Here is a 16,841-nt window from a genome sequence, read left to right as displayed (position 1 = left end):
CGTCAGCTTTGTGCGATAGCGTACCTAGAATGTCACCCTCGGCCGCGATAGCCCGGCACGCCCGCATCGGGGATCCAGACGCCCTTGGGCGGCTCGCCGGTCTGGTAGAACACGTCGATCGGAATCCCGCCGCGCGGATACCAGTAGCCACCGAGCCGCAGCCAACGCGGCGACAGCGTGTCGACCAGCCGCCGGGCGATCGAGACCGTGCAATCCTCGTGGAACGCACCATGGTTGCGAAAGCTCGTCAGGAACAGCTTGAGCGACTTGCTCTCGACCAGCCAGTCGCCGGGCACGTAGTCGAGCACCAGATGCGCGAAGTCGGGCTGCCCGGTGAGCGGGCAGAGAGACGTGAATTCAGGCGCGGTGAAGCGCACCGCGTAATCGACGTCCGATTGCGGGTTGGGCACGCGTTCGAGCACCGCCTCTTCGGGCGATTGCGGCTGCACCGTCGCGCCGCCGAGCATGGTCAGGCCGTCATAGATGGATTTGTCGGACATGGGGGATCTCCTGCTGTCATGCCCCGCATGTGGGGGCAGGGGGGCGATCCGCCTAATGCCGGGGGACGCGGGGCCGGGCAAGGCCCCGCGCGTGGGCTCAGGCGGCGTCGCGCAGCCGCGCGCCCAGCCGGTCGAGATGGCCCGAGAGCAGCGCCTGCGCCCGCTCGGGGCTGTCGGCCTCGGCATAGAGGCGGCATTCGGGCGCGTTGCCCGAGGGGCGCAGATGCACGATGTCGCCATTGACGAAGGTCACGCGCAGACCGTCGGTCTCGTCGATCGCCTCTTCGGCGCTGCCGGTGTCGAAGAACTCGGCCCGCGCGGCGGGCTCGGCCCGAAGCCGTTCGATCAGCGCCATCGACCGCTCGGACGGGACCTCCTGCAGCCGGTCGGCGGCGGTGAAGCGCGGCGGCAGGCTCGCGGCCATCTCGGCGAGGCCCCGGCCATCGGCCCGCGCCGCCGCCAGGGGCGCCACGATCGGCAGCACCGCGTCGCGGGTAATCAGCGGCGCGATCGCGCCCTCGGGGCCATTTGCGGCAAAGCCGAGCAGGAAGCCGCCATTGGCCTCGTAGCCGACCACCGCCGCCGAGGCGTTCTCGGCCAAAGCGGCCTCCATCCCGGCGATCACGAAGGGCGAGCCGATCTTGGTGCGCCGCACCTCGAAGCCCTCCATGGCGTCGACCAGCGTGTTGGACGACACCGGCGTCACCACGATCCGCGCCCCCAGAAGGCGCGCGGTGATCGGGCCGAGCACGTCGCCGGGGATCATCGCGCCCTTGGCATCGGTCACCATGGGTCGGTCGGCGTCGCCATCGGTCGACACGATCGCGTCAAGCTCGTGCTCGGCGGCCCAGCCCGCGAGCGCGGCGCGCGTGTCGGGATCGACGGCCTCGGTGTCGACGGGGATGAACGTCTCGGAGCGCGCGATGCGCACCACGCTGCCGCCCAGACCGGCGATGACGTCGCCGAGGCTGTCGCGCGCGACGCTGCTGTGCTCATAGACGCCGATCCGCAGCCCCGAGAGCGCCTGCGCGCCGAAGCCATCGACATAGCGCGCGACGTAGCGCGCGGCGCAGTCGGGGTCCTGCTCAAGCGGGCCTTCGGGCGCGTCGGGCGCGCCGCCGGTCTTCAGGGCTTCGAGGATCGCCGTCTCGTCGGGCTTGGCGATCTCACCCGAGGGAATGTAGAACTTGAGGCCGTTGCGGTCGGCGGGGATATGGCTTCCGGTCACCATCACCGCCGCATGGCCGCGCGCCATCGCCGCCATCGCGAGCGCCGGCGTCGGCACCGCGCCGCAATCGACCGCGCCCAGACCGGCACCGCGGATCGCCTCGATCACCGTGGCCGCGATGCGCGGCGAGCTGTCGCGCAGGTCGCGCCCGACATGGACCGTGCCGCCATGCGGGCAGGCGGCGAGGAAGGCCCGGATATGGGCATGGACCAGTTCGTCGGTGAGCTCTGTCACCAGACCGCGCAAACCGCTTGTTCCGAATTTGGGGGGCATTGTCGTCCTGTTCGTGATGGGAGGTTCGCGGCGGACTATGCCACCCGCACCCCGACGCAGCAATCATGGCCGGGCGGAACAGCGCGCGCCTGTCGGCGCTTGTGACGCCAAAGGATGCAGCAAGGAGCACGATCATGACCTCCGCCACGCGTTTCACCCTGTTCGCCGCGGCATTGGCCCCGGCGCTCGCGCTGTCGAGCGGCCCGGCAGGGGCGCAGCCCTCCTTCGATTGCGGCGCCGCGCGCACCGCGACCGAACGGGCGATCTGCGCCGATCCGGATCTTGCGGATCTCGAACGGAACATGGTCGCGGTCTATGAGGATCTCGTGGCGGGGATCGGCGAGGCCAGGGCGCGCCGCATCGCCGACATTCAGCTCGAACGGCGTCAGGCCTGCGAGGGCGACACCGCCTGCATCGAGCGTCAGCTCCTGACCAGCATCGGCATCTTTCGCGCCGAGACCCGGGCCGCGGCCTCGCCGCAGGTGGTCCCGCCCGCCCAGCCGGCGCCTTCTGTCCAACCGGCCCCTTCCGTGCAGGCCGAGGCTCCGAGCCCCGCGCAGCGGCGTTCACAAGCACTCCAGGACGGGTTTGTCGCGATGCCCGAGTATCGTCGGCGCAACGTGCAGGGCCGGTTGCGCGACGCGGGGCTTCTGGCGGGGCCGATCGACGGCATCTGGGGCCGTGCGAGCGAGGCGGGCGTCGAGGCCGTGCTGCGCCAAGTGCGGGAACGGGGGCGCGGTTTCGAGGTCGCCCGTCCTGAGGGCGTCGCCGCCCTCTACCGTTTCATCGACAGCGACATCTTCTATTACGATTTCCTGCCCGAAGCCGCGCGCTGACGCAGCGCGGCGCTGGCCTTCGACGCCGGTCTCGTCCATCGGGGGGCGAAACCGGAACGAAAGGCGAATCGGCGGCGATGATGGGACGCACACATCTGGCGTTTGGGGCCGTGGCGGGGGTGCATCTGGCAGCGTCGATCCCCGCGCTCGGCCTGCCGATCATGGCGGCGGCGCTTCTGGGGTCGATTCTGCCCGATCTCGATACCCCCTACAGCAAGCTCGGCCGCCGCTTCTGGCCGGTCTCGAAGCTGGTGTTCTCGATCTTCGGGCATCGGGGCGGCACGCATTCGCTGCTCTTCACCGGGCTCGTGATGGCTCCGGTCTGGGCCGTCTCGCCGCCCGTGGCGCTGGCCTTGGGGGCGGGAATCATCACCCATCTGGCGGCGGATGCGATCAGCTTCGGGCAGGGGCCGCGCTTTGGCTGGCGCGGCGCGGGCGTGCCGCTGCTGTGGCCGCTGACCGAGGCCAAGACCGGGCTGCGGCTGGTCAAGGTGAACGGCCCCTTGGAAAACCTCGTGATCCTGCCGTGGATGGCGCTTTTCGCGGTGCAGTCGGGATGGGATCTGATCTGAGCGCGCGAGGCGGTGTTTCCTTGCAGGCGGCGCTGGGATAGGTTGACGCAAAACAAGGCAGGCACCGGACCCTCCATGGCACAACTGCGTTCTCGCGTCCTCATCGGGCCTGCCCTTCTCGGGCTCGTCCTTCTTGCGTCCGGCTGCAGCAACCTGCCGCGCGGCGCCGCGCTGCGCAGCGAGATCCTGCAGACGCAGGTGGCCGACGATCCTGCGGCCCGCGATTTCACCGTGGCCCCGGTGACCCGCGCCTTGCTGCCGGTTTATGCCGCGTGGCCGGGCAATGGCGGCACGGGGCATTCGTGGATCGACCGGGTGGATCAGCCCAACACGCGGATCATCGCGCCGGGCGACAGCATCGACATCACGATCTGGAGCACCGAGGAGAACGGCCTTTTGACCACGCCGGGCCAGCGCTTCGTGGCGCTGCCGCAGCAGCGCGTCGGCGCGGGCGGCACCGTGTTCCTGCCCTATGTCGGCACGGTCAAGGTCTCGGGCATGAGCCCGGAGACGGCGCGCGACCGGATCGAGGCGGAGTATGTCGAGGTGACGCCCTCGGCGCAGGTCCAGCTTGAATTCAGCGAGGGGCGCCAGAACACCGTGAGCCTCGTGTCGGGCGTGGCCAGTCCCGGCAGCTATCCTCTGCCCGACAGCGACTTCACGGTTCTGGGCCTCATCGCCGAGGGCGGCGGCGTGTCGAACGCATTGCGCAACCCGCAGATCCGGCTGACCCGCGACGGGCGGCTCTATGGCACCTCGGTCGAGCGGCTGCTCGACAACCCGCGGCTCGACACCACCCTCAAGGGTGGCGACAAGGTGCATATCGAGGCGGACGACCGCAAGTTCCTGTCGCTGGGGGCCGCGGGCAGCGAGAGCGTGCATTACTTTACCGAAGACAGGCTCGACGCGCTCGAGGCGATGGCGATCATCGGCGGCGTGGCCGACAGCCGCGCCGACCCCGGCGGCATCCTCGTGCTGCGCCGCTATGCGCCGAAGATGGTGACGCCGGGACCGGCCGGGCCGGACCATGCCCGCGTCGTCTTCACCATCGACCTGACCTCGGCAGACGGGCTGTTCAGCGCCGGGGAGTTCGAGATCCTGCCCGGCGATCTGGTCTATGCCACCGAAAGCCCGGTGACCTCGGCGCAGACGATCTTCGGCCTTCTCGGCACGAGCCTCGGGCTCGCCAGCCGAGTCGGCGTGAACTTCTAGACGCTCCAGCGGCCCACGGCCAGAAGCCTGACGCTGGCGATCTGCGCGCCGCCTGCGAAACCCGCGGCCCCGGCGGCGCGCGGCAGCCTGAGCGCGGCCGAGGCGGCGCCGGTCTCCTGCATCAGGGGGCCGATGTCGCCCGGAGCCAGCCCTGCGAAATCGGCCTCCGCGCCGGGCAGGGTGGCCGTGACCTGCGGGCTTTGGGCGAAGGGGGCGGGAAAGCTCCAGACATGTTCGAGCCGGTCGGGCGAGGCCTGGGCGAAGAGCGCCGCGTCGATCTGTGCGATCTGGGTGCCGTCGGCGAGGCGCAGGTAACGGCCCGAGGCGGTCTCGCCGGTTTCGAACACCGCGCCGCCCGGCAGGCCGCCCGACAGCGAGACCGGCCCCAGAAGGTCGGCCTGCCCGATCTCGCGGCGCCATCCCTGCCAGATCCCGCCCGCGCGGGCCCGCCGCCAGACGCGGCCCGTCGCGGTCTCATGCAGGCGCTGCGTCGCCTCGTCGGGGCCGAGTGCCGCGACCGACAGCAGCCCCGGCCCGGTGGCCCCGGAAGGTGTGCCGGGGCTGGGCATGGCGATCGCGAAGCTGCCGCCGGTGAGGGCGGCGTCGGCATCGGTGATCGCCGGGGCTGCCGTGGTGCCGAGGCCGAACGCCCCCACCGTCAGAAGCCGCCCCGGCGTCGCGTCGAGCCGGTCCGACTGCACCGCCGCCCCCGAGGCGCGCCCATCCGCCGCCGAGAGCCGCAGCGCCGTGGTCCAGCCCGCGCCGTCGGCGCTGGTCTTGATCGAGAAATCCGCCTCACCCGCGAGGCCCATCTCGGCCCCGCCCGCATAGCCGGTCTGGAACAGCATCGATGCGGTATCGCCGCCGCCTGCGCGGTTGATCTTGAGCCGGTGCCCCGCGCCCTCGTGGGTCAGCAGGGTGGAGGCCGCCGAGATTGTGAGCCGGTCGGTGGCGTCGGCCTCGGCGTTGAGGCCGAGATGCGCGGCCCGGGCGCCGCGCTCGGACCGGCCCTGCCAGCCCTGCGCGCCGAAAAGCAGATCCTCACCCTCGGCGAGGCAATGCGCGCGCCAGCCGGGCAGGGGGGTCTCGAACAGCCAGGCGGCCCCGTCCCAGACCGCGATCTCGCCCGCATGCCCGGCCCAGTCGCCCGCCGCCCCCGCCGCCACGACGTGGCGCGCGCCGAGGCCCGGCGTGGCGGGAGGGGCCGCGCGGTCCCGGTCGGCGACCACCGGCTGCACAAGCGCGTCGAGCCGCTTGAGCGCCTCGTTATGGGTGACGTGTTTCTGCGCCTGTCCGGGCTGGATGTAGGGCAGCGACAGGATGGCCGAGATCTGTGACATGGCGTCCTCATGGGGCTGGCTTTCGGGCGAGCATAGCCGCGGTGTCGCAACGAGGCGTGATCGTGGCGCGCGTTGCGCGCGCGCCAACCGCGCGCGACCCTGCTGTGGAGCGCTTCCCACGACCCGCGATTGTCCGGTTTCGTTTGAAGCTGCTTGGCGCGCGCATGGCTTGGCGATGACGCGAACGCGCCGCTAGAGTGGTGGACGCCAACGTCGAGGGAACCAGATGCACGACTTCGCAATCCTGTGGGACTGGGCCGGTTTCGCCGTGCGCTGGCTCCATGTCATCACCGCCATCGCCTGGATCGGCTCGTCCTTCTATTTCGTCGCGCTCGACCTCGGGCTGAAGAAGGCCCCCGACCTGCCGCCCGGCGCGCATGGCGAGGAGTGGCAGGTGCATGGCGGCGGGTTCTATCACATCCGCAAGTTTCTCGTCGCACCCGACGCGATGCCCGAGCACCTAACGTGGTTCAAATGGGAGAGCTATGCGACGTGGCTGTCGGGCGCGGCGCTGTTGATGATCGTCTACTGGGTCGGGGCGGAGCTCTATCTCATCGACCCGTCGCGCGCCGATCTCGCGGTGTGGCAGGCGATCGCGCTGTCGGCGGGATCGCTCACCATCGGCTGGCTGGTCTATGACCGGCTGTGCAAATCGGGGCTGGGCGCGCGTCCGACGCTCCTGATGCTGCTTCTCTTCGCGCTGCTGGTGGCGATGAGCTGGGGCTACAACCAGATCTTCACCGGGCGCGCGGCGCTGTTGCACCTTGGCGCCTTCACCGCGACGATCATGACCGCGAACGTGTTCCTGATCATAATGCCGAACCAGCGCATCGTGGTCGCCGACCTCAAGGCGGGGCGCAAGCCCGATCCGAAATACGGTAAGATCGCCAAGCTTCGGAGCACGCACAACAACTACCTGACCCTGCCGGTTGTGTTCCTGATGCTGTCGAACCACTACCCGCTCGCCTTCGCGACAGAGTATTCGTGGATCATCGCTTCGCTGGTGTTCCTGCTCGGCGTGACGATCCGGCACTACTTCAACACCATGCACGCCACCGGCAAGGGGCCGCATTGGACATGGGGGGCGACGGTGATCATCTTCCTCGTCCTCGCGTGGCTCTCGACCGCGCCGATGTGGGGCTCCTACGAGGAGGCCGAGGCGCGGCCGATGACCGCCTATGAGCAGCGCTTCGCAGAGGCGGAGGGCTTTCACGAGGCGGAACAGATCGTGGTGGGACGCTGCTCCATGTGTCATGCGCGCGAGCCGGTCTGGGACGGCATCCGTTGGGCCCCCAAGGGGGTGGTGCTCGAGACGCCGCAGGACATCGCGCACAACGCCCGCGCCATCTACCTTCAGGCCGGGGTCACCCATGCGATGCCGCCCGCCAACGTCACCGACATCTCCGAGGCGGACCGCCGGGCGCTGGTGCGCTGGTTCCGGGCGGGGCAGGGGGCTTGATCTGGGAGCAGGCTGTCCCTATCTAGACAGGTAGCTAGACAGGAGCAGCGCCATGTGGAGCCTTCAGGACGCCAAGAACCGGTTCAGCGCCGTGGTGGACGCCGCCATCGCCGGTGCGCCGCAGGAGGTGACCCGGCGCGGCAAGCCCGCGGTCGTGGTGCTGTCGGCTGCGGAATACGCGCGGCTGGTGGCGGCGGCGGGGGCCGAGCGGGGCAGTTTCGCCGAGCATCTTCTCGGCTTTCCGGGCCTTGAGGATGAGCGTGATCGGCTGCGGGCGCGGCCGCGCGACGTCGCGTTTTGATCTATCTTCTCGACACCAACGTGATCTCGGCGGTGCGGCGCGACGGCCGCGCGCCCGCCGTCGCGGCATGGCTGCGCGCCCAGCCCGAGCAGGCGCTGTTCCTTAGCGCCGTGACCTTGGGCGAGATCGAGCGCGGCATCGCCCGGCAGGAGGGGCGCGATCCCGGTTTCGCCGCCGATCTGCGCGGCTGGCTCGACCGGACGGCGCGGCTGTTCTCGGACCGCATCCTGCCCTTCGGGCCTGATGAGGCGCGGATCTGGGGTCGGCTTTCGGCCGAGATCGGCCATGGTGGCGCCGATCTGATGATCGCCGCCACCGCGCTGGCGCACGGGGCAACGGTGGTCACGGGCAACGTGTCGGATTTCGAACCGACCGGCGTTGCGATCCTCGACCCGTTCTGACGCCTCAGCCCTTGGCGCGGCGCACCATGCCGAAGAGGTCGCGCGTGTCGTCGGGATCGGCGAGCAGGTCGAGCAGGGTATAATGCCCCGTCCGGTCGAGCTGGTCGCGCACATAGCGCAGCGCCGAGAAATCCTCGGTCGCGAAGCCGACGCTGTCGAAGAGCGTGATCTGGTCGGGCGCACGCCGTCCCTCGGCCTTGCCGGTGATGACCTGCCACAGCTCGGTCACCGGGTGGTCGGGGTCGAGCTGCTGGATCTCGCCCTCGATCCGGGTCTGCTCGGGGTATTCGACGAAGATGTCCGAGCGCAGCAGGATGTCGCGGTGCAGCTCGGTCTTGCCGGGGCAGTCGCCGCCGATGGCGTTGATGTGGACGCCGCGCCCGACCATGTTGTCGGTCAGGATCGTGGCGTACTGCTTGTCGGCGGTGCAGGTCGTGATAATCTCGGCCCCCGCGACCGCCTCCTCGCCGCTGTCGCAGGCGGTGACGTCGAGGCCGCTATCGGCGAGGTTCGCCACGGCCTTTTTCGTGGCAGACGGGTCGATGTCGTAGATGCGGACCCTTTCGATGCCGAGCATCTCCTGGAACGCCAGCGCCTGAAACTCGCACTGCGCGCCGGCGCCGATCATTGCCAGCGTCTTCGCCCCCTTGGGCGCTAGGTGACGCGCGGCCACGGCCGATGTGGCGGCGGTCCTGAGCGCGGTCAGCACCGTCATCTCGGACAGAAGGATCGGATAGCCGTTGTCGACGCGGGCCAGCACGCCGAAGGCGGTGACGGTCTGAAAGCCGCGGCGCAGGTTCGAGGGGTGGCCGTTGACGTATTTGAAGCCGTAGGTCTCGCCATCCGAGGTCGGCATCAGTTCGATCACCCCCTCGGGCGAATGGCTGGCCACGCGCGGCGTCTTGTCGAACAGCTCCCAGCGGCGGAAATCCTCTTCGATGTAGTCGGCCAGTTCGGCCATCATCCGGCGCGGCCCGATGCTGTTCACCATCTCCATCATCTGGGCCACCGAAACGAACGGCACCATGGCGAGCTTGGACGGGGCGGGGGCGTCGGTCATCGGTCACTCCTGTCGGTCATGATTTTCCTTGATACTGGGGCATGACGCGCGCGGCTGGGAGGGGACGGATTGCGCATGACGCGCGGTTCTTCCTACAGTTTGCGCAATGAACCGACGGATTGCGCAATGACCAGCTTTGATCAGACCGACCGGCGCCTTTTGGCGCTGCTGCAACAGGACGCGCGGATGCCCGTGGTGGCGATCGCCGCCGAGCTGGGCCTGTCGCGCGCCACCGTCAGCGCGCGGATCGAACGGCTGCGCGCCACCGGGGCGATCCGCCGCTTCACCATCGAGCTCGGTGCACCGGAGGCCGACGACATGGTGCGCGCGGTGATGATGATCGAGCTTCAGGGGCCCAAGGCGCGCGGCGTCGTGGCGCGGCTGCGGCGGATGCGGCAGGTGTCGGATCTGTATTCGACCAATGGCGCGTGGGATCTCGTGGCGCGGATCGAGGCCGGATCGCTGGTCGAGTTCGACCGGGTGCTGGGCGATATCCGGGAGATACAGGGCGTGCTCAACTCCGAGACCTGCCTCCTGCTCGCCCGCGCCGGGGGCTAGGCCGACCCCGATGGCCGCGCGAAGGCCTTGCCAAGGGCGCGCGCCTGCCCGAGCATGGGGCGCGCGCCGGGGAGGCGGCGCAACAGGGCAGGAGGATCGCCATGGCCGAAGCGCAGATCGTAGGCTGGGCGCATAGCGTGTTCGGAAAGAGCGAGGCGCCGGATACGGCGTCGTTGATGGCCGAGGTGACGGGCCCGGCGCTGGAACATGCCGGGATCGGCGCCGAGGAGGTCGACGGCGTCTTTGTCGGCGTGTTCAACAACGGCTTCTCGAACCAGGATTTTCAGGCATCGCTGGTGGCGATGGGGCATGACGGGCTGCGCCATGCGCCCGCAACGCGCTACGAGAACGCCTGCGCCACCGGGACGGCCGCGCTCAACGGGGCGATGGATTTCATCGCCGCCGGGCGCGGGCGCATCGCGCTCGTGGTCGGGGCCGAGAAGATGACCGCGACGCCGGGCGCGCAGGTGGGCGACATCCTTCTGGGCTGTTCGTGGCGCGAGGAGGAGGGCGAAACGCCGGGCGGTTTCGCGGGCATCTTCGGGCGCATCGCGCAGGGATATTTCCAGAAATACGGCGACCGCTCCGAGGCGCTGGCCCGGATCGCCGCCAAGAACCATGCCAACGGCGTGGAGAACCCCTATGCCCATATGCGCAAGGATATCGGCTTCGAGGCCTGCAACGCCGTCACCGACCGCAACCCCTATGTCGCGGCGCCATTGCGGCGGACCGACTGCTCTCTCGTCTCGGACGGGGCGGCGGCGCTGGTGCTGGCCGATGCTGAGACCGCCAAGGCGATGCGCCGGGCCGTCGCGGTGCGCGCCCGCGCCCATGTGAACGACATCCTCGCCCTTAGCCGTCGCGACGTGCTAGCCTTCGAGGGGCCGAAAAGGGCCTGGGCCCGCGCCTTGCAGCAGGGCGGGCTGACGCTCGACGACCTGTCGCTGGTCGAGACGCATGACTGCTTCACCATCGCCGAGCTTCTGGAATACGAGGCGATGGGCCTCGCCGCCCCGGGGCAGGGGCACCGGGTGATCGAGGAAGGCGTGACCTCGAAGGACGGACGCCTGCCGGTGAACCCGTCGGGCGGGCTCAAATCCAAGGGGCACCCGATCGGGGCGACGGGTGTGTCGATGCATGTGATGGCGGCGATGCAGCTGATGGGCGAGGCGGGCGGCATGCAGGTGCCGGACGCGAAGCTCGCGGGGGTGTTCAACATGGGCGGCGCCGCGGTGACGAGCTATGTGTCGCTGCTCGAACGGGTAGGCTGAGGCTGAGGCCGGCCCACCGCCGGGCCGGCCTCCTTGCCGCGCCGCGACCTCAGACGGGGGTCGCGTGCTGCGCGGTTCTCGCGCGTCGGGTCAGCTCGACGGTGGTGTCGAGCATTTCGCTCTCGGCCTCATGGGCCTCTCGCGCGAGATGACCGGTGCAGTTGGTGCACAGGATCAACCAATCGCGCAGGTCGGCCCGAAGCCGCGTCTGAGCGCCCTCCTGCCAGCGGGTCACGGCCTGCGACAGCCGGGCCGTGTCGGTCCCGGCCTCGGATGTTTCGGCGGCAAACTCTCCGAGCGCCTCCGCCATGTGGTGGCGGCGCTCGAACCAGCCCGCCAGAAACGTCTCTGTTTCATTGAGCAGGCGGACCTGCGCCGCCCAGAGATGCTCGTGCCGTAATGTCGGGAAGGATCGCGGTGCCACGGCCCGTGTCGAAGGCCGTCGATCGGCGGTTGCGGGTTTCAGTCGGGGTGTGCGGGTCATCTCAAGCCTCCCGTGCGAGATCGACGCAGGCTCATCCTGGCAGGTTCGGCCGCGTCGATCCACGATCGCGCGAGGCCCGGCCCCATGCGGCGGGAAATGGCCCAAGTGCCGCGCGAAGCCCGGCGGATTTGCGCGATTTCGAGGCGATCCGAACGCTACAGCATCACCCGATGAAATGTCTGGCGGTGCGGTGCGGCGAATCGCGCTGCGGGGTTCGCGGGCAGAGCGCAGGGGCATCCGCTGCGTCGGGGACGGGGCGCCGGAGGGCGGCCCCGGCCCCCCGGCGCGACGCGACACCGGGCCGGGGCTATGCGCCCGGCCCGGTGCCCGATGGCCCGTCGGTCAGGCCCGACCGACGGGGTCTCTCACTCGGCCGCGAACTGGTTCATCGTGTTCGCATGGCCACCGGCCTTCAATGCGCGGTCGCCGCCGACCATCTCCTTGAAGGTATCGCCCAGATCCGAGCCGACCTCGTGCTGGTGTTTGACCGCCGAGATGCCGCGCCGGATCTCCTCGCGCTGCACGGTGGCGACATAGGCCAGCATCCGGTCTTCGCCGAAATAGCCGCGCGACAGCTCGTCCACCGATTTGGCGGTGAGGTGGAAGGTCGGCAGCGTGATCAGGTTGTGGAACACGCCCGCCTTGGTCGAGATGTCGTACTGGAACCGCTTGAGCCGGGCGTCGGCCTCGCGCCCGAGATCGGTGTCGTCGTAATCGGCCTTCATCAGCTGGGTGCCGTCCGGGTAGTCGGTCTCGGCGATCCGGCCCTCGCCGATCCAGTCCTCGCGCACCTGGCGGCGCAGGTTCAGGGTCCAGTTGAAGGAGGGCGAGTTGTTGTAGACGAGCTTGGCCTGCGGGGCCTTCTGGCGGATCTCGTCGACCATGCCCGCGATCTCGGCCACGTTGGGGGTGTCGGTCTCGATCCAGATCAGGTCGGCGCCGCCATCATTGAGAGAGGCCACGCAATCCTCGATGACCCGCGCCCGGCCGGTGTCGGGCTTGAAGCGCACGAGGCCGTTGGGCAGGCGCGCGGGCTTGGCCCAACCGCCGTCGCGCCACATGGCGATCTCGCCTTCGTCGGGCTGGCCATTGATGCTCTCGGTTTCGATCCATTTGAGGTATTCGGCCGCGTGGTCGCCGCTCTGCTGGCTCACCGGGAGCTTCTGGGTCAGGCCCGCGCCGAGGCTGTCGGTGCGCGCGACGATGACGCCCTCGGTCACGCCAAGCTCTTCGAAGGCCATGCGGCAGGCGCGCAGCTTTTCGATGAAATCCTCGCGCGGGACGGTGACCTTGCCGTCCTGGTGGCCGCATTGCTTGGCATCGGACACCTGGTTCTCGATTTGCAGGCAGCAGGCCCCGGCCTTGATCAGCTCCTTGGCGAGCAGGTAGGTCGCGTGCTCGTTGCCGAAGCCCGCATCGATGTCGGCGATGATCGGCACGACGTGGCTCTCGAAGCTGTCGATCGCGGTGACGGCCTCGCGCTCGGCATTGGCGTCGCCGCTCTCGCGGGCCTTGTCGAGGGCGCGGAACAGGTCGTTCAGCTCGACCTCGTCGGCCTGACGCAGCGAGACGTAGATTTCCTCGATGAGATCCGCGACGGCGGTCTTTTCATGCATCGACTGGTCGGGCAGATGGCCCCAGCGGTTGCGCAGACCCGCGACCATCCAGCCGGAAAGATAGACGTAGGCCCCCTTGGTGGTGCCGCGCAGCCGCTTGACCGAACGGATCATCTGCTGGGCGTGAAAGCCCGACCAGCAGCCGAGACTTTGCGTGAAATGCTCGGGGTTGGCGTCATAGGCGGCCATGTCGGCGCGCATCACGCGTGCCATCTCGCGGGCGATGTCGAGATGGGTGTTGTAGGTGTTCTGCATCTGCAGCTGCAGGATGTCGTCGATGCCGATGCCGCCGGGCGCTTCGCCCTTGGGAAAGCGCGAGGCGAGGCTGGCGCGGCGCTCGGCATAGGTCTTTCGGCTCTGGGGGGTCATGTCGGTCATGTCGTCAGGTCCTTGTCGATGAAGGGGAAGGGGGCGGGGGCCTTCGGGGCCCCGCGCCGGAAATCAGTCGAGCGTGTCGAGCAGCGGCGCCGCGAGGCGGGCGACGTGGTCGGGCTGCGGCGTGGCGCAAGCGGCCTCCTGCACGATGCGCGCGGCAGAGGCGTAGCGGCCGCGGTGGAAGCTGTGCGGACCCAGCCACTCGACCAGCGCCACGATCTCCTCGTGGATCAGTTCGGCGAGCCAGTCGGCGGTCATGCGGCGGCTTTCGCCGGCCTCCATCTCGACCGATGCGCCATGCGCCAGCCATTGACCGAGCCGGGCGCGGGCGAGATCGGCGGAGGCCAGGCCGTGAAGCTGGTCGTCGATGCGGACCGGGCCGCGACCGGCGATCCACGCGGCAAGCGCGCCGATGGCGACATGGACAGTGCCGCGCAGCCCGGCTTCGGTGACGGGGCCGGTATGGGGCTTGAGAAGCATCTCCGGGCTGATCCGGAAATACTGGCGCGGCTTGCCGATCTGGTGCGCGCCGGGCAGCGCGCGGGCGGTCGCCTCGCGGGCGGGTTCGATCCGCTCGGGCGCCGCGAGCCACATGCCGTCGCAGCCCTCGTCGAGCGGGCGGCGCAGCTGCGACGCCTCGGCGCTGTCGGGGCCTTCGGCGATGGCGTGGGTGCCCCGGCGATGCGCGACCTTGACCATGCGCGCGGCGCAGGTCCCGAGGAAAGCGGCCTCGGGGTCGAGCGTGGCGGGCAGCACCGCGTCGGGATGGGCGCGCATCAGCCGCAGATAGGAGGCGGTGAGCGGCGCGCGGCGCAGCGTCAGGCCAAGCGCGCGGCCCCGCAGCTCCCACAGGATCTCGTCCATCTCGAAGCCCGCATTGACGCTTTCGATCGAGGCCTCGGCGCGGATCGTGCCGGGGGCGAGGCCCGCGCGCTCCTCGGCGATGTCGAGGATCTCGGACCAGAGCCGCGCCTCGCGGTGGCCGTCGATGCCGCCGAGTTGCAGGTACGGCCCCATGTCGCGCGTCGAGAGCGGCGTCGCGAGATGGGTGACGATCAGCGCCAGATCGAACAGGCCCGCCGAAACCGGGTGGCCGCCGATCAGCAGCGCCGGCTCGTCGCGGTCCAGCGGGCGCGGACGGATCAGCATCGGCGTGTGGTCGTCGGGCGCCTCGATCAGCGCCGCGATCCCGGCGACGAGGTTGGCGAAGCCGGGCGCGGTCGTCTCGTCGAGATCGACCAGCAGCGTCGAGACGCCGCCCGCGCGGGCCATGGCCAGCGCCCCGGCCTCGGCGGCGGTGGCGAGACCGACGCGGCGGTCGCGCAGGCCCTCGGGCGCCGGGGTGCAGGTCCACATGCCCTTGCGGATGCTGGCCGTGTCTTCGAGGTAATCGGGCATGCGGCCTTCGTCGGCGCGTTCCTGACGGCGATCACGGGCGACCGAGAGCGCCTGCATCTTGGGTGCGAAGCGGGTCTGAAGCTCGGCGGCGAGGGCGAGCGCCTCGTCGGTCAGGACGCGGGAGGCGCCAGGCACGTCGCGCAGCAGGACCGGCTTCGGGGCTGCGGGGGCGGGGACGAGATCGAGAGACATCTGCGTGACCTTCCTGTTGGTGGCACCGAAAGGGAGGAGGGTGCCTGTTCTGTCTGTAAGGTTAGTGTGGTCATGGCGCAGTTGCAGCATAATTTTGTTGCGAGCGGGTAATCTTGTAAGTTATGTAAGCGGTAAGTTTGAAACATTGTTAGGTCTGAAATGAGTGAGCGTGGTGAAAAGCTGCTGATCGGTCCTCGTCTCAAGGCGCTGCGCGTCTCGCTCGGGTTGACGCAGGTGCAGATGGCCGGACGTCTGGGCGTGTCGTCGAGCTACGTGACGCTGATGGAGGGCAACCAGCGCCCGGCTTCGGCCAAGCTGCTGATGCGGCTCGCCGAGGCGTTCGACATCAATGTGAGCGAGCTGGCGCCAGAGACCGACGCGCAGCTTGCCGCCGATCTGGCCGCGGCGCTGAAGGACCCCGCGCTCGAGGCCTCGGTCGGGCGGGTCGAGATCGAACAGGCGCTCTCGGCGGCTCCAGGCGTCGCGGCGGCGCTGGTGCGGCTGCACGATCGCTACCGCCAGCTGGTGCTGTCGCGCCAGACCGACGCCAACCCGTTGGCGGATCGCGACAAGGTCGAGGTGCTGGAGGAGGGCAGCCGCGCGGTGCAGTCGGTGCGCGCCTGGCTGTTCGAGCGGCGCAACCATGTCGACGCGCTCGACCGCGCCGCCGAAGCCATGGCCGAGGAGATGAAGCTGCACCGGAGCGAGCCGCACACCGCGCTGACCGAGCGGCTGCGCGGTCATGGCATCCGCGTGCGCATCCTGCCGTCCGAGGTGATGGCGGGCCGGTTGCGCCAGCACGTGGCGCATCGCGGCGAGCTGCGCCTGTCCGAGCTTCTGGGCCAGTCAAGCCGCCGGTTTCAGATGGCGGTGCTTCTGGCGCGGCTGGAATTGCCGCAGGAGATCGCCGACGAGGTCGCGGCGGCGGGTCTCACCGACCCGTCGGCGCTGGCGCTGGCGCGGGTGACGCTGGCCAATTACTTTGCCGCGGCGCTGCTGATGCCCTATGCGCGCTTCCTCGCCGCCTGCGAGAGCGCGCGCTACGATGTGGAGCTTCTGAGCCACCGCTTCGGCACCAGCTACGAGCAGGTGGCGCACCGGCTCACCACGTTGCAGCGCGAGGGCGCGCGCGGCATCCCGTTCTTCTTCGTGCGGGTCGATCAGGCGGGCAACATCTCCAAGCGGTTCAGCGCGGGTCGGTTTCCGTTTTCCTCCTTTGGCGGCACCTGCCCGCTTTGGAACATCCATGCCGCTTTCGAGGCGCCGGACCGGGTGCAGACCCAAGTGATCTCGATGCCCGACGGGGCGCGGTATTTCTCGATCGCCCGCACCGTGACCCGGCATGGCGGCACGCTGGGCCAGCCCGCGACGCGGCTGGCCATCGGTCTGGGCTGCGACGTCGCCTATGCGCCGCGCCTCGCCCATGCCCAAGGGCTCGACCTCGACCGGATCACCCCCACCGGCATCGGCATCAACTGCTATCTATGCGAGCGGCCCAACTGCGCCAGCCGCGCCCACGCGCCGGTCAACCGCAAGCTCGAGATTGACGAGAGCGAGCGCGGCCTCGCGATCTACCGCTTCGAAGGCGAGCGGTGATCCCGGCCTCCCTTGCGTCACCCGGGGCGCGCCGCTAACGTCCGCTCGAATCCGTTGGGGTGCCCAGCTAGGGCTGAGAGGCGAAAGCCGACCCATCGAACCTGATCCGGTTGATACCGGCGGAGGGAACGGAGACGCGACCGGGGCCATGCATGCGCGCGCCCCGAAT

Annotated in this window: 16 protein-coding genes and 1 riboswitch; of the genes, 9 read left to right on the top strand and 7 right to left on the bottom strand. The window is 69.6% G+C overall.

Going from position 1 to position 16,841, the window contains the following annotated elements; translation table 11 throughout:
* Positions 1-32: 32 nt before the first annotated feature.
* Both queF and ACJASC_RS08850 read right to left on the bottom strand, forming a co-directional pair.
* Entirely contained in the window at positions 33-500 is a 468-nt protein-coding gene (queF, locus tag ACJASC_RS08855; RefSeq protein ID WP_415145303.1) for a preQ(1) synthase, read from the bottom strand.
* A 97-nt stretch (positions 501-597) separates the two neighbouring features.
* Positions 598-2,001, bottom strand: a complete 1,404-nt coding sequence (locus tag ACJASC_RS08850) for a phosphomannomutase (RefSeq protein WP_415145301.1) — start codon at positions 1,999-2,001, stop codon at positions 598-600.
* Positions 2,002-2,135: 134 nt separating this feature from the next.
* Here ACJASC_RS08850 and ACJASC_RS08845 point away from each other — a divergent pair, with 134 nt between their 5' ends.
* The 3 genes from ACJASC_RS08845 (at position 2,136) to ACJASC_RS08835 (ending at position 4,621) form a co-directional block, all read left to right on the top strand.
* A complete protein-coding gene (locus tag ACJASC_RS08845; RefSeq protein ID WP_415145299.1) occupies positions 2,136-2,837 on the top strand; it encodes a lysozyme inhibitor LprI family protein in 702 nt (233 codons plus the stop codon).
* A gap of 80 nt (positions 2,838-2,917) precedes the next feature.
* Positions 2,918-3,409: a metal-dependent hydrolase gene (locus ACJASC_RS08840; RefSeq protein WP_235047667.1), complete on the top strand. Its 492-nt coding sequence runs from the start codon at positions 2,918-2,920 to the stop codon at positions 3,407-3,409.
* Between the two features lie 75 nt (positions 3,410-3,484).
* Positions 3,485-4,621, top strand: a complete 1,137-nt coding sequence (locus tag ACJASC_RS08835; protein WP_415145296.1) for a polysaccharide biosynthesis/export family protein — start codon at positions 3,485-3,487, stop codon at positions 4,619-4,621.
* Here ACJASC_RS08835 and ACJASC_RS08830 read toward each other — a convergent pair.
* A complete protein-coding gene (locus ACJASC_RS08830; protein WP_415145294.1) occupies positions 4,618-5,961 on the bottom strand; it encodes a DUF2793 domain-containing protein in 1,344 nt (447 codons plus the stop codon). The genes ACJASC_RS08835 and ACJASC_RS08830 overlap by 4 nt on opposite strands.
* A 226-nt stretch (positions 5,962-6,187) precedes the next feature.
* On the opposite strand from ACJASC_RS08830, the gene ACJASC_RS08825 reads away from it, so the two are divergent.
* Genes ACJASC_RS08825 through ACJASC_RS08815 form a run of 3 tightly spaced genes read left to right on the top strand, consistent with a single transcriptional unit; the run spans position 6,188 to position 8,122 of the window.
* Positions 6,188-7,420, top strand: a complete 1,233-nt coding sequence (locus ACJASC_RS08825) for a urate hydroxylase PuuD (RefSeq protein ID WP_415145292.1) — start codon at positions 6,188-6,190, stop codon at positions 7,418-7,420.
* Positions 7,421-7,472: 52 nt separating this feature from the next.
* Positions 7,473-7,721, top strand: a complete 249-nt coding sequence (locus ACJASC_RS08820) for a type II toxin-antitoxin system Phd/YefM family antitoxin (RefSeq protein WP_415145290.1) — start codon at positions 7,473-7,475, stop codon at positions 7,719-7,721.
* Complete coding sequence (locus tag ACJASC_RS08815; RefSeq protein WP_415145288.1) at positions 7,718-8,122, top strand: type II toxin-antitoxin system VapC family toxin; 405 nt, start codon at positions 7,718-7,720, stop codon at positions 8,120-8,122. The genes ACJASC_RS08820 and ACJASC_RS08815 overlap by 4 nt, the downstream gene beginning before the upstream one ends.
* A gap of 4 nt (positions 8,123-8,126) precedes the next feature.
* Here ACJASC_RS08815 and ACJASC_RS08810 read toward each other — a convergent pair whose 3' ends face one another.
* Positions 8,127-9,182, bottom strand: coding sequence for an ornithine cyclodeaminase (locus ACJASC_RS08810; protein ID WP_415145286.1), 1,056 nt, complete (start codon positions 9,180-9,182; stop codon positions 8,127-8,129).
* A gap of 126 nt (positions 9,183-9,308) precedes the next feature.
* Here ACJASC_RS08810 and ACJASC_RS08805 point away from each other — a divergent pair, with 126 nt between their 5' ends.
* Together ACJASC_RS08805 and ACJASC_RS08800 are read left to right on the top strand one after the other, a co-directional pair.
* Positions 9,309-9,740 (top strand): Lrp/AsnC family transcriptional regulator, encoded by a 432-nt coding sequence (locus ACJASC_RS08805; protein ID WP_021695500.1) that lies wholly within the window; start codon positions 9,309-9,311, stop codon positions 9,738-9,740.
* 101 nt (positions 9,741-9,841) lie between these two features.
* Positions 9,842-11,011: an acetyl-CoA acetyltransferase gene (locus tag ACJASC_RS08800; protein WP_415145284.1), complete on the top strand. Its 1,170-nt coding sequence runs from the start codon at positions 9,842-9,844 to the stop codon at positions 11,009-11,011.
* A 49-nt stretch (positions 11,012-11,060) separates the two neighbouring features.
* Here the strand turns inward: ACJASC_RS08800 and ACJASC_RS08795 are convergent, their stop codons facing one another.
* From ACJASC_RS08795 to ACJASC_RS08785, 3 genes are all read right to left on the bottom strand, one after another.
* Complete coding sequence (locus ACJASC_RS08795) at positions 11,061-11,495, bottom strand: hypothetical protein (RefSeq protein ID WP_021695502.1); 435 nt, start codon at positions 11,493-11,495, stop codon at positions 11,061-11,063.
* A gap of 365 nt (positions 11,496-11,860) precedes the next feature.
* Positions 11,861-13,489 (bottom strand): isocitrate lyase, encoded by a 1,629-nt coding sequence (locus ACJASC_RS08790; protein ID WP_415145282.1) that lies wholly within the window; start codon positions 13,487-13,489, stop codon positions 11,861-11,863.
* A gap of 63 nt (positions 13,490-13,552) precedes the next feature.
* Positions 13,553-15,076, bottom strand: coding sequence for an aldolase/citrate lyase/malate synthase family protein (locus ACJASC_RS08785; protein ID WP_415145280.1), 1,524 nt, complete (start codon positions 15,074-15,076; stop codon positions 13,553-13,555).
* A gap of 159 nt (positions 15,077-15,235) precedes the next feature.
* Here ACJASC_RS08785 and ACJASC_RS08780 point away from each other — a divergent pair, with 159 nt between their 5' ends.
* On the top strand, positions 15,236-16,672 hold the full coding sequence (locus ACJASC_RS08780) for a helix-turn-helix domain-containing protein (protein WP_415145278.1): 1,437 nt from the start codon (positions 15,236-15,238) through the stop codon (positions 16,670-16,672).
* A gap of 45 nt (positions 16,673-16,717) precedes the next feature.
* Positions 16,718-16,817: riboswitch (TPP riboswitch) on the top strand.
* Positions 16,818-16,841: the final 24 nt, after the last annotated feature.

The sequence above is a fragment of the Limimaricola cinnabarinus genome (genome assembly GCF_047631075.1).
GTDB classification, from domain to species: domain Bacteria; phylum Pseudomonadota; class Alphaproteobacteria; order Rhodobacterales; family Rhodobacteraceae; genus Limimaricola; species Limimaricola cinnabarinus.
Note: the sequence above shows the minus strand (reverse complement) of the source record. Positions and strands in the feature narration are given on the sequence as shown.

Bases quoted from the DNA above. Each gene is read 5' to 3' on its own strand.
- ACJASC_RS08835 (WP_415145296.1), top strand. From the start codon at position 3,485: ATGGCACAACTGCGTTCTCGCGTCCTCATCGGGCCTGCCCTTCTCGGG.
- ACJASC_RS08810 (WP_415145286.1), bottom strand. From the start codon at position 9,182: ATGACCGACGCCCCCGCCCCGTCCAAGCTCGCCATGGTGCCGTTCGTT.
- ACJASC_RS08850 (WP_415145301.1), bottom strand. From the start codon at position 2,001: ATGCCCCCCAAATTCGGAACAAGCGGTTTGCGCGGTCTGGTGACAGAG.
- ACJASC_RS08805 (WP_021695500.1), top strand. From the start codon at position 9,309: ATGACCAGCTTTGATCAGACCGACCGGCGCCTTTTGGCGCTGCTGCAA.
- ACJASC_RS08840 (WP_235047667.1), top strand. From the start codon at position 2,918: ATGGGACGCACACATCTGGCGTTTGGGGCCGTGGCGGGGGTGCATCTG.
- queF (WP_415145303.1), bottom strand. From the start codon at position 500: ATGTCCGACAAATCCATCTATGACGGCCTGACCATGCTCGGCGGCGCG.
- ACJASC_RS08845 (WP_415145299.1), top strand. From the start codon at position 2,136: ATGACCTCCGCCACGCGTTTCACCCTGTTCGCCGCGGCATTGGCCCCG.
- ACJASC_RS08825 (WP_415145292.1), top strand. From the start codon at position 6,188: ATGCACGACTTCGCAATCCTGTGGGACTGGGCCGGTTTCGCCGTGCGC.
- ACJASC_RS08800 (WP_415145284.1), top strand. From the start codon at position 9,842: ATGGCCGAAGCGCAGATCGTAGGCTGGGCGCATAGCGTGTTCGGAAAG.
- ACJASC_RS08795 (WP_021695502.1), bottom strand. From the start codon at position 11,495: ATGACCCGCACACCCCGACTGAAACCCGCAACCGCCGATCGACGGCCT.
- ACJASC_RS08820 (WP_415145290.1), top strand. From the start codon at position 7,473: ATGTGGAGCCTTCAGGACGCCAAGAACCGGTTCAGCGCCGTGGTGGAC.
- ACJASC_RS08785 (WP_415145280.1), bottom strand. From the start codon at position 15,076: ATGTCTCTCGATCTCGTCCCCGCCCCCGCAGCCCCGAAGCCGGTCCTG.
- ACJASC_RS08790 (WP_415145282.1), bottom strand. From the start codon at position 13,489: ATGACCGACATGACCCCCCAGAGCCGAAAGACCTATGCCGAGCGCCGC.
- ACJASC_RS08780 (WP_415145278.1), top strand. From the start codon at position 15,236: ATGAGTGAGCGTGGTGAAAAGCTGCTGATCGGTCCTCGTCTCAAGGCG.
- ACJASC_RS08830 (WP_415145294.1), bottom strand. From the start codon at position 5,961: ATGTCACAGATCTCGGCCATCCTGTCGCTGCCCTACATCCAGCCCGGA.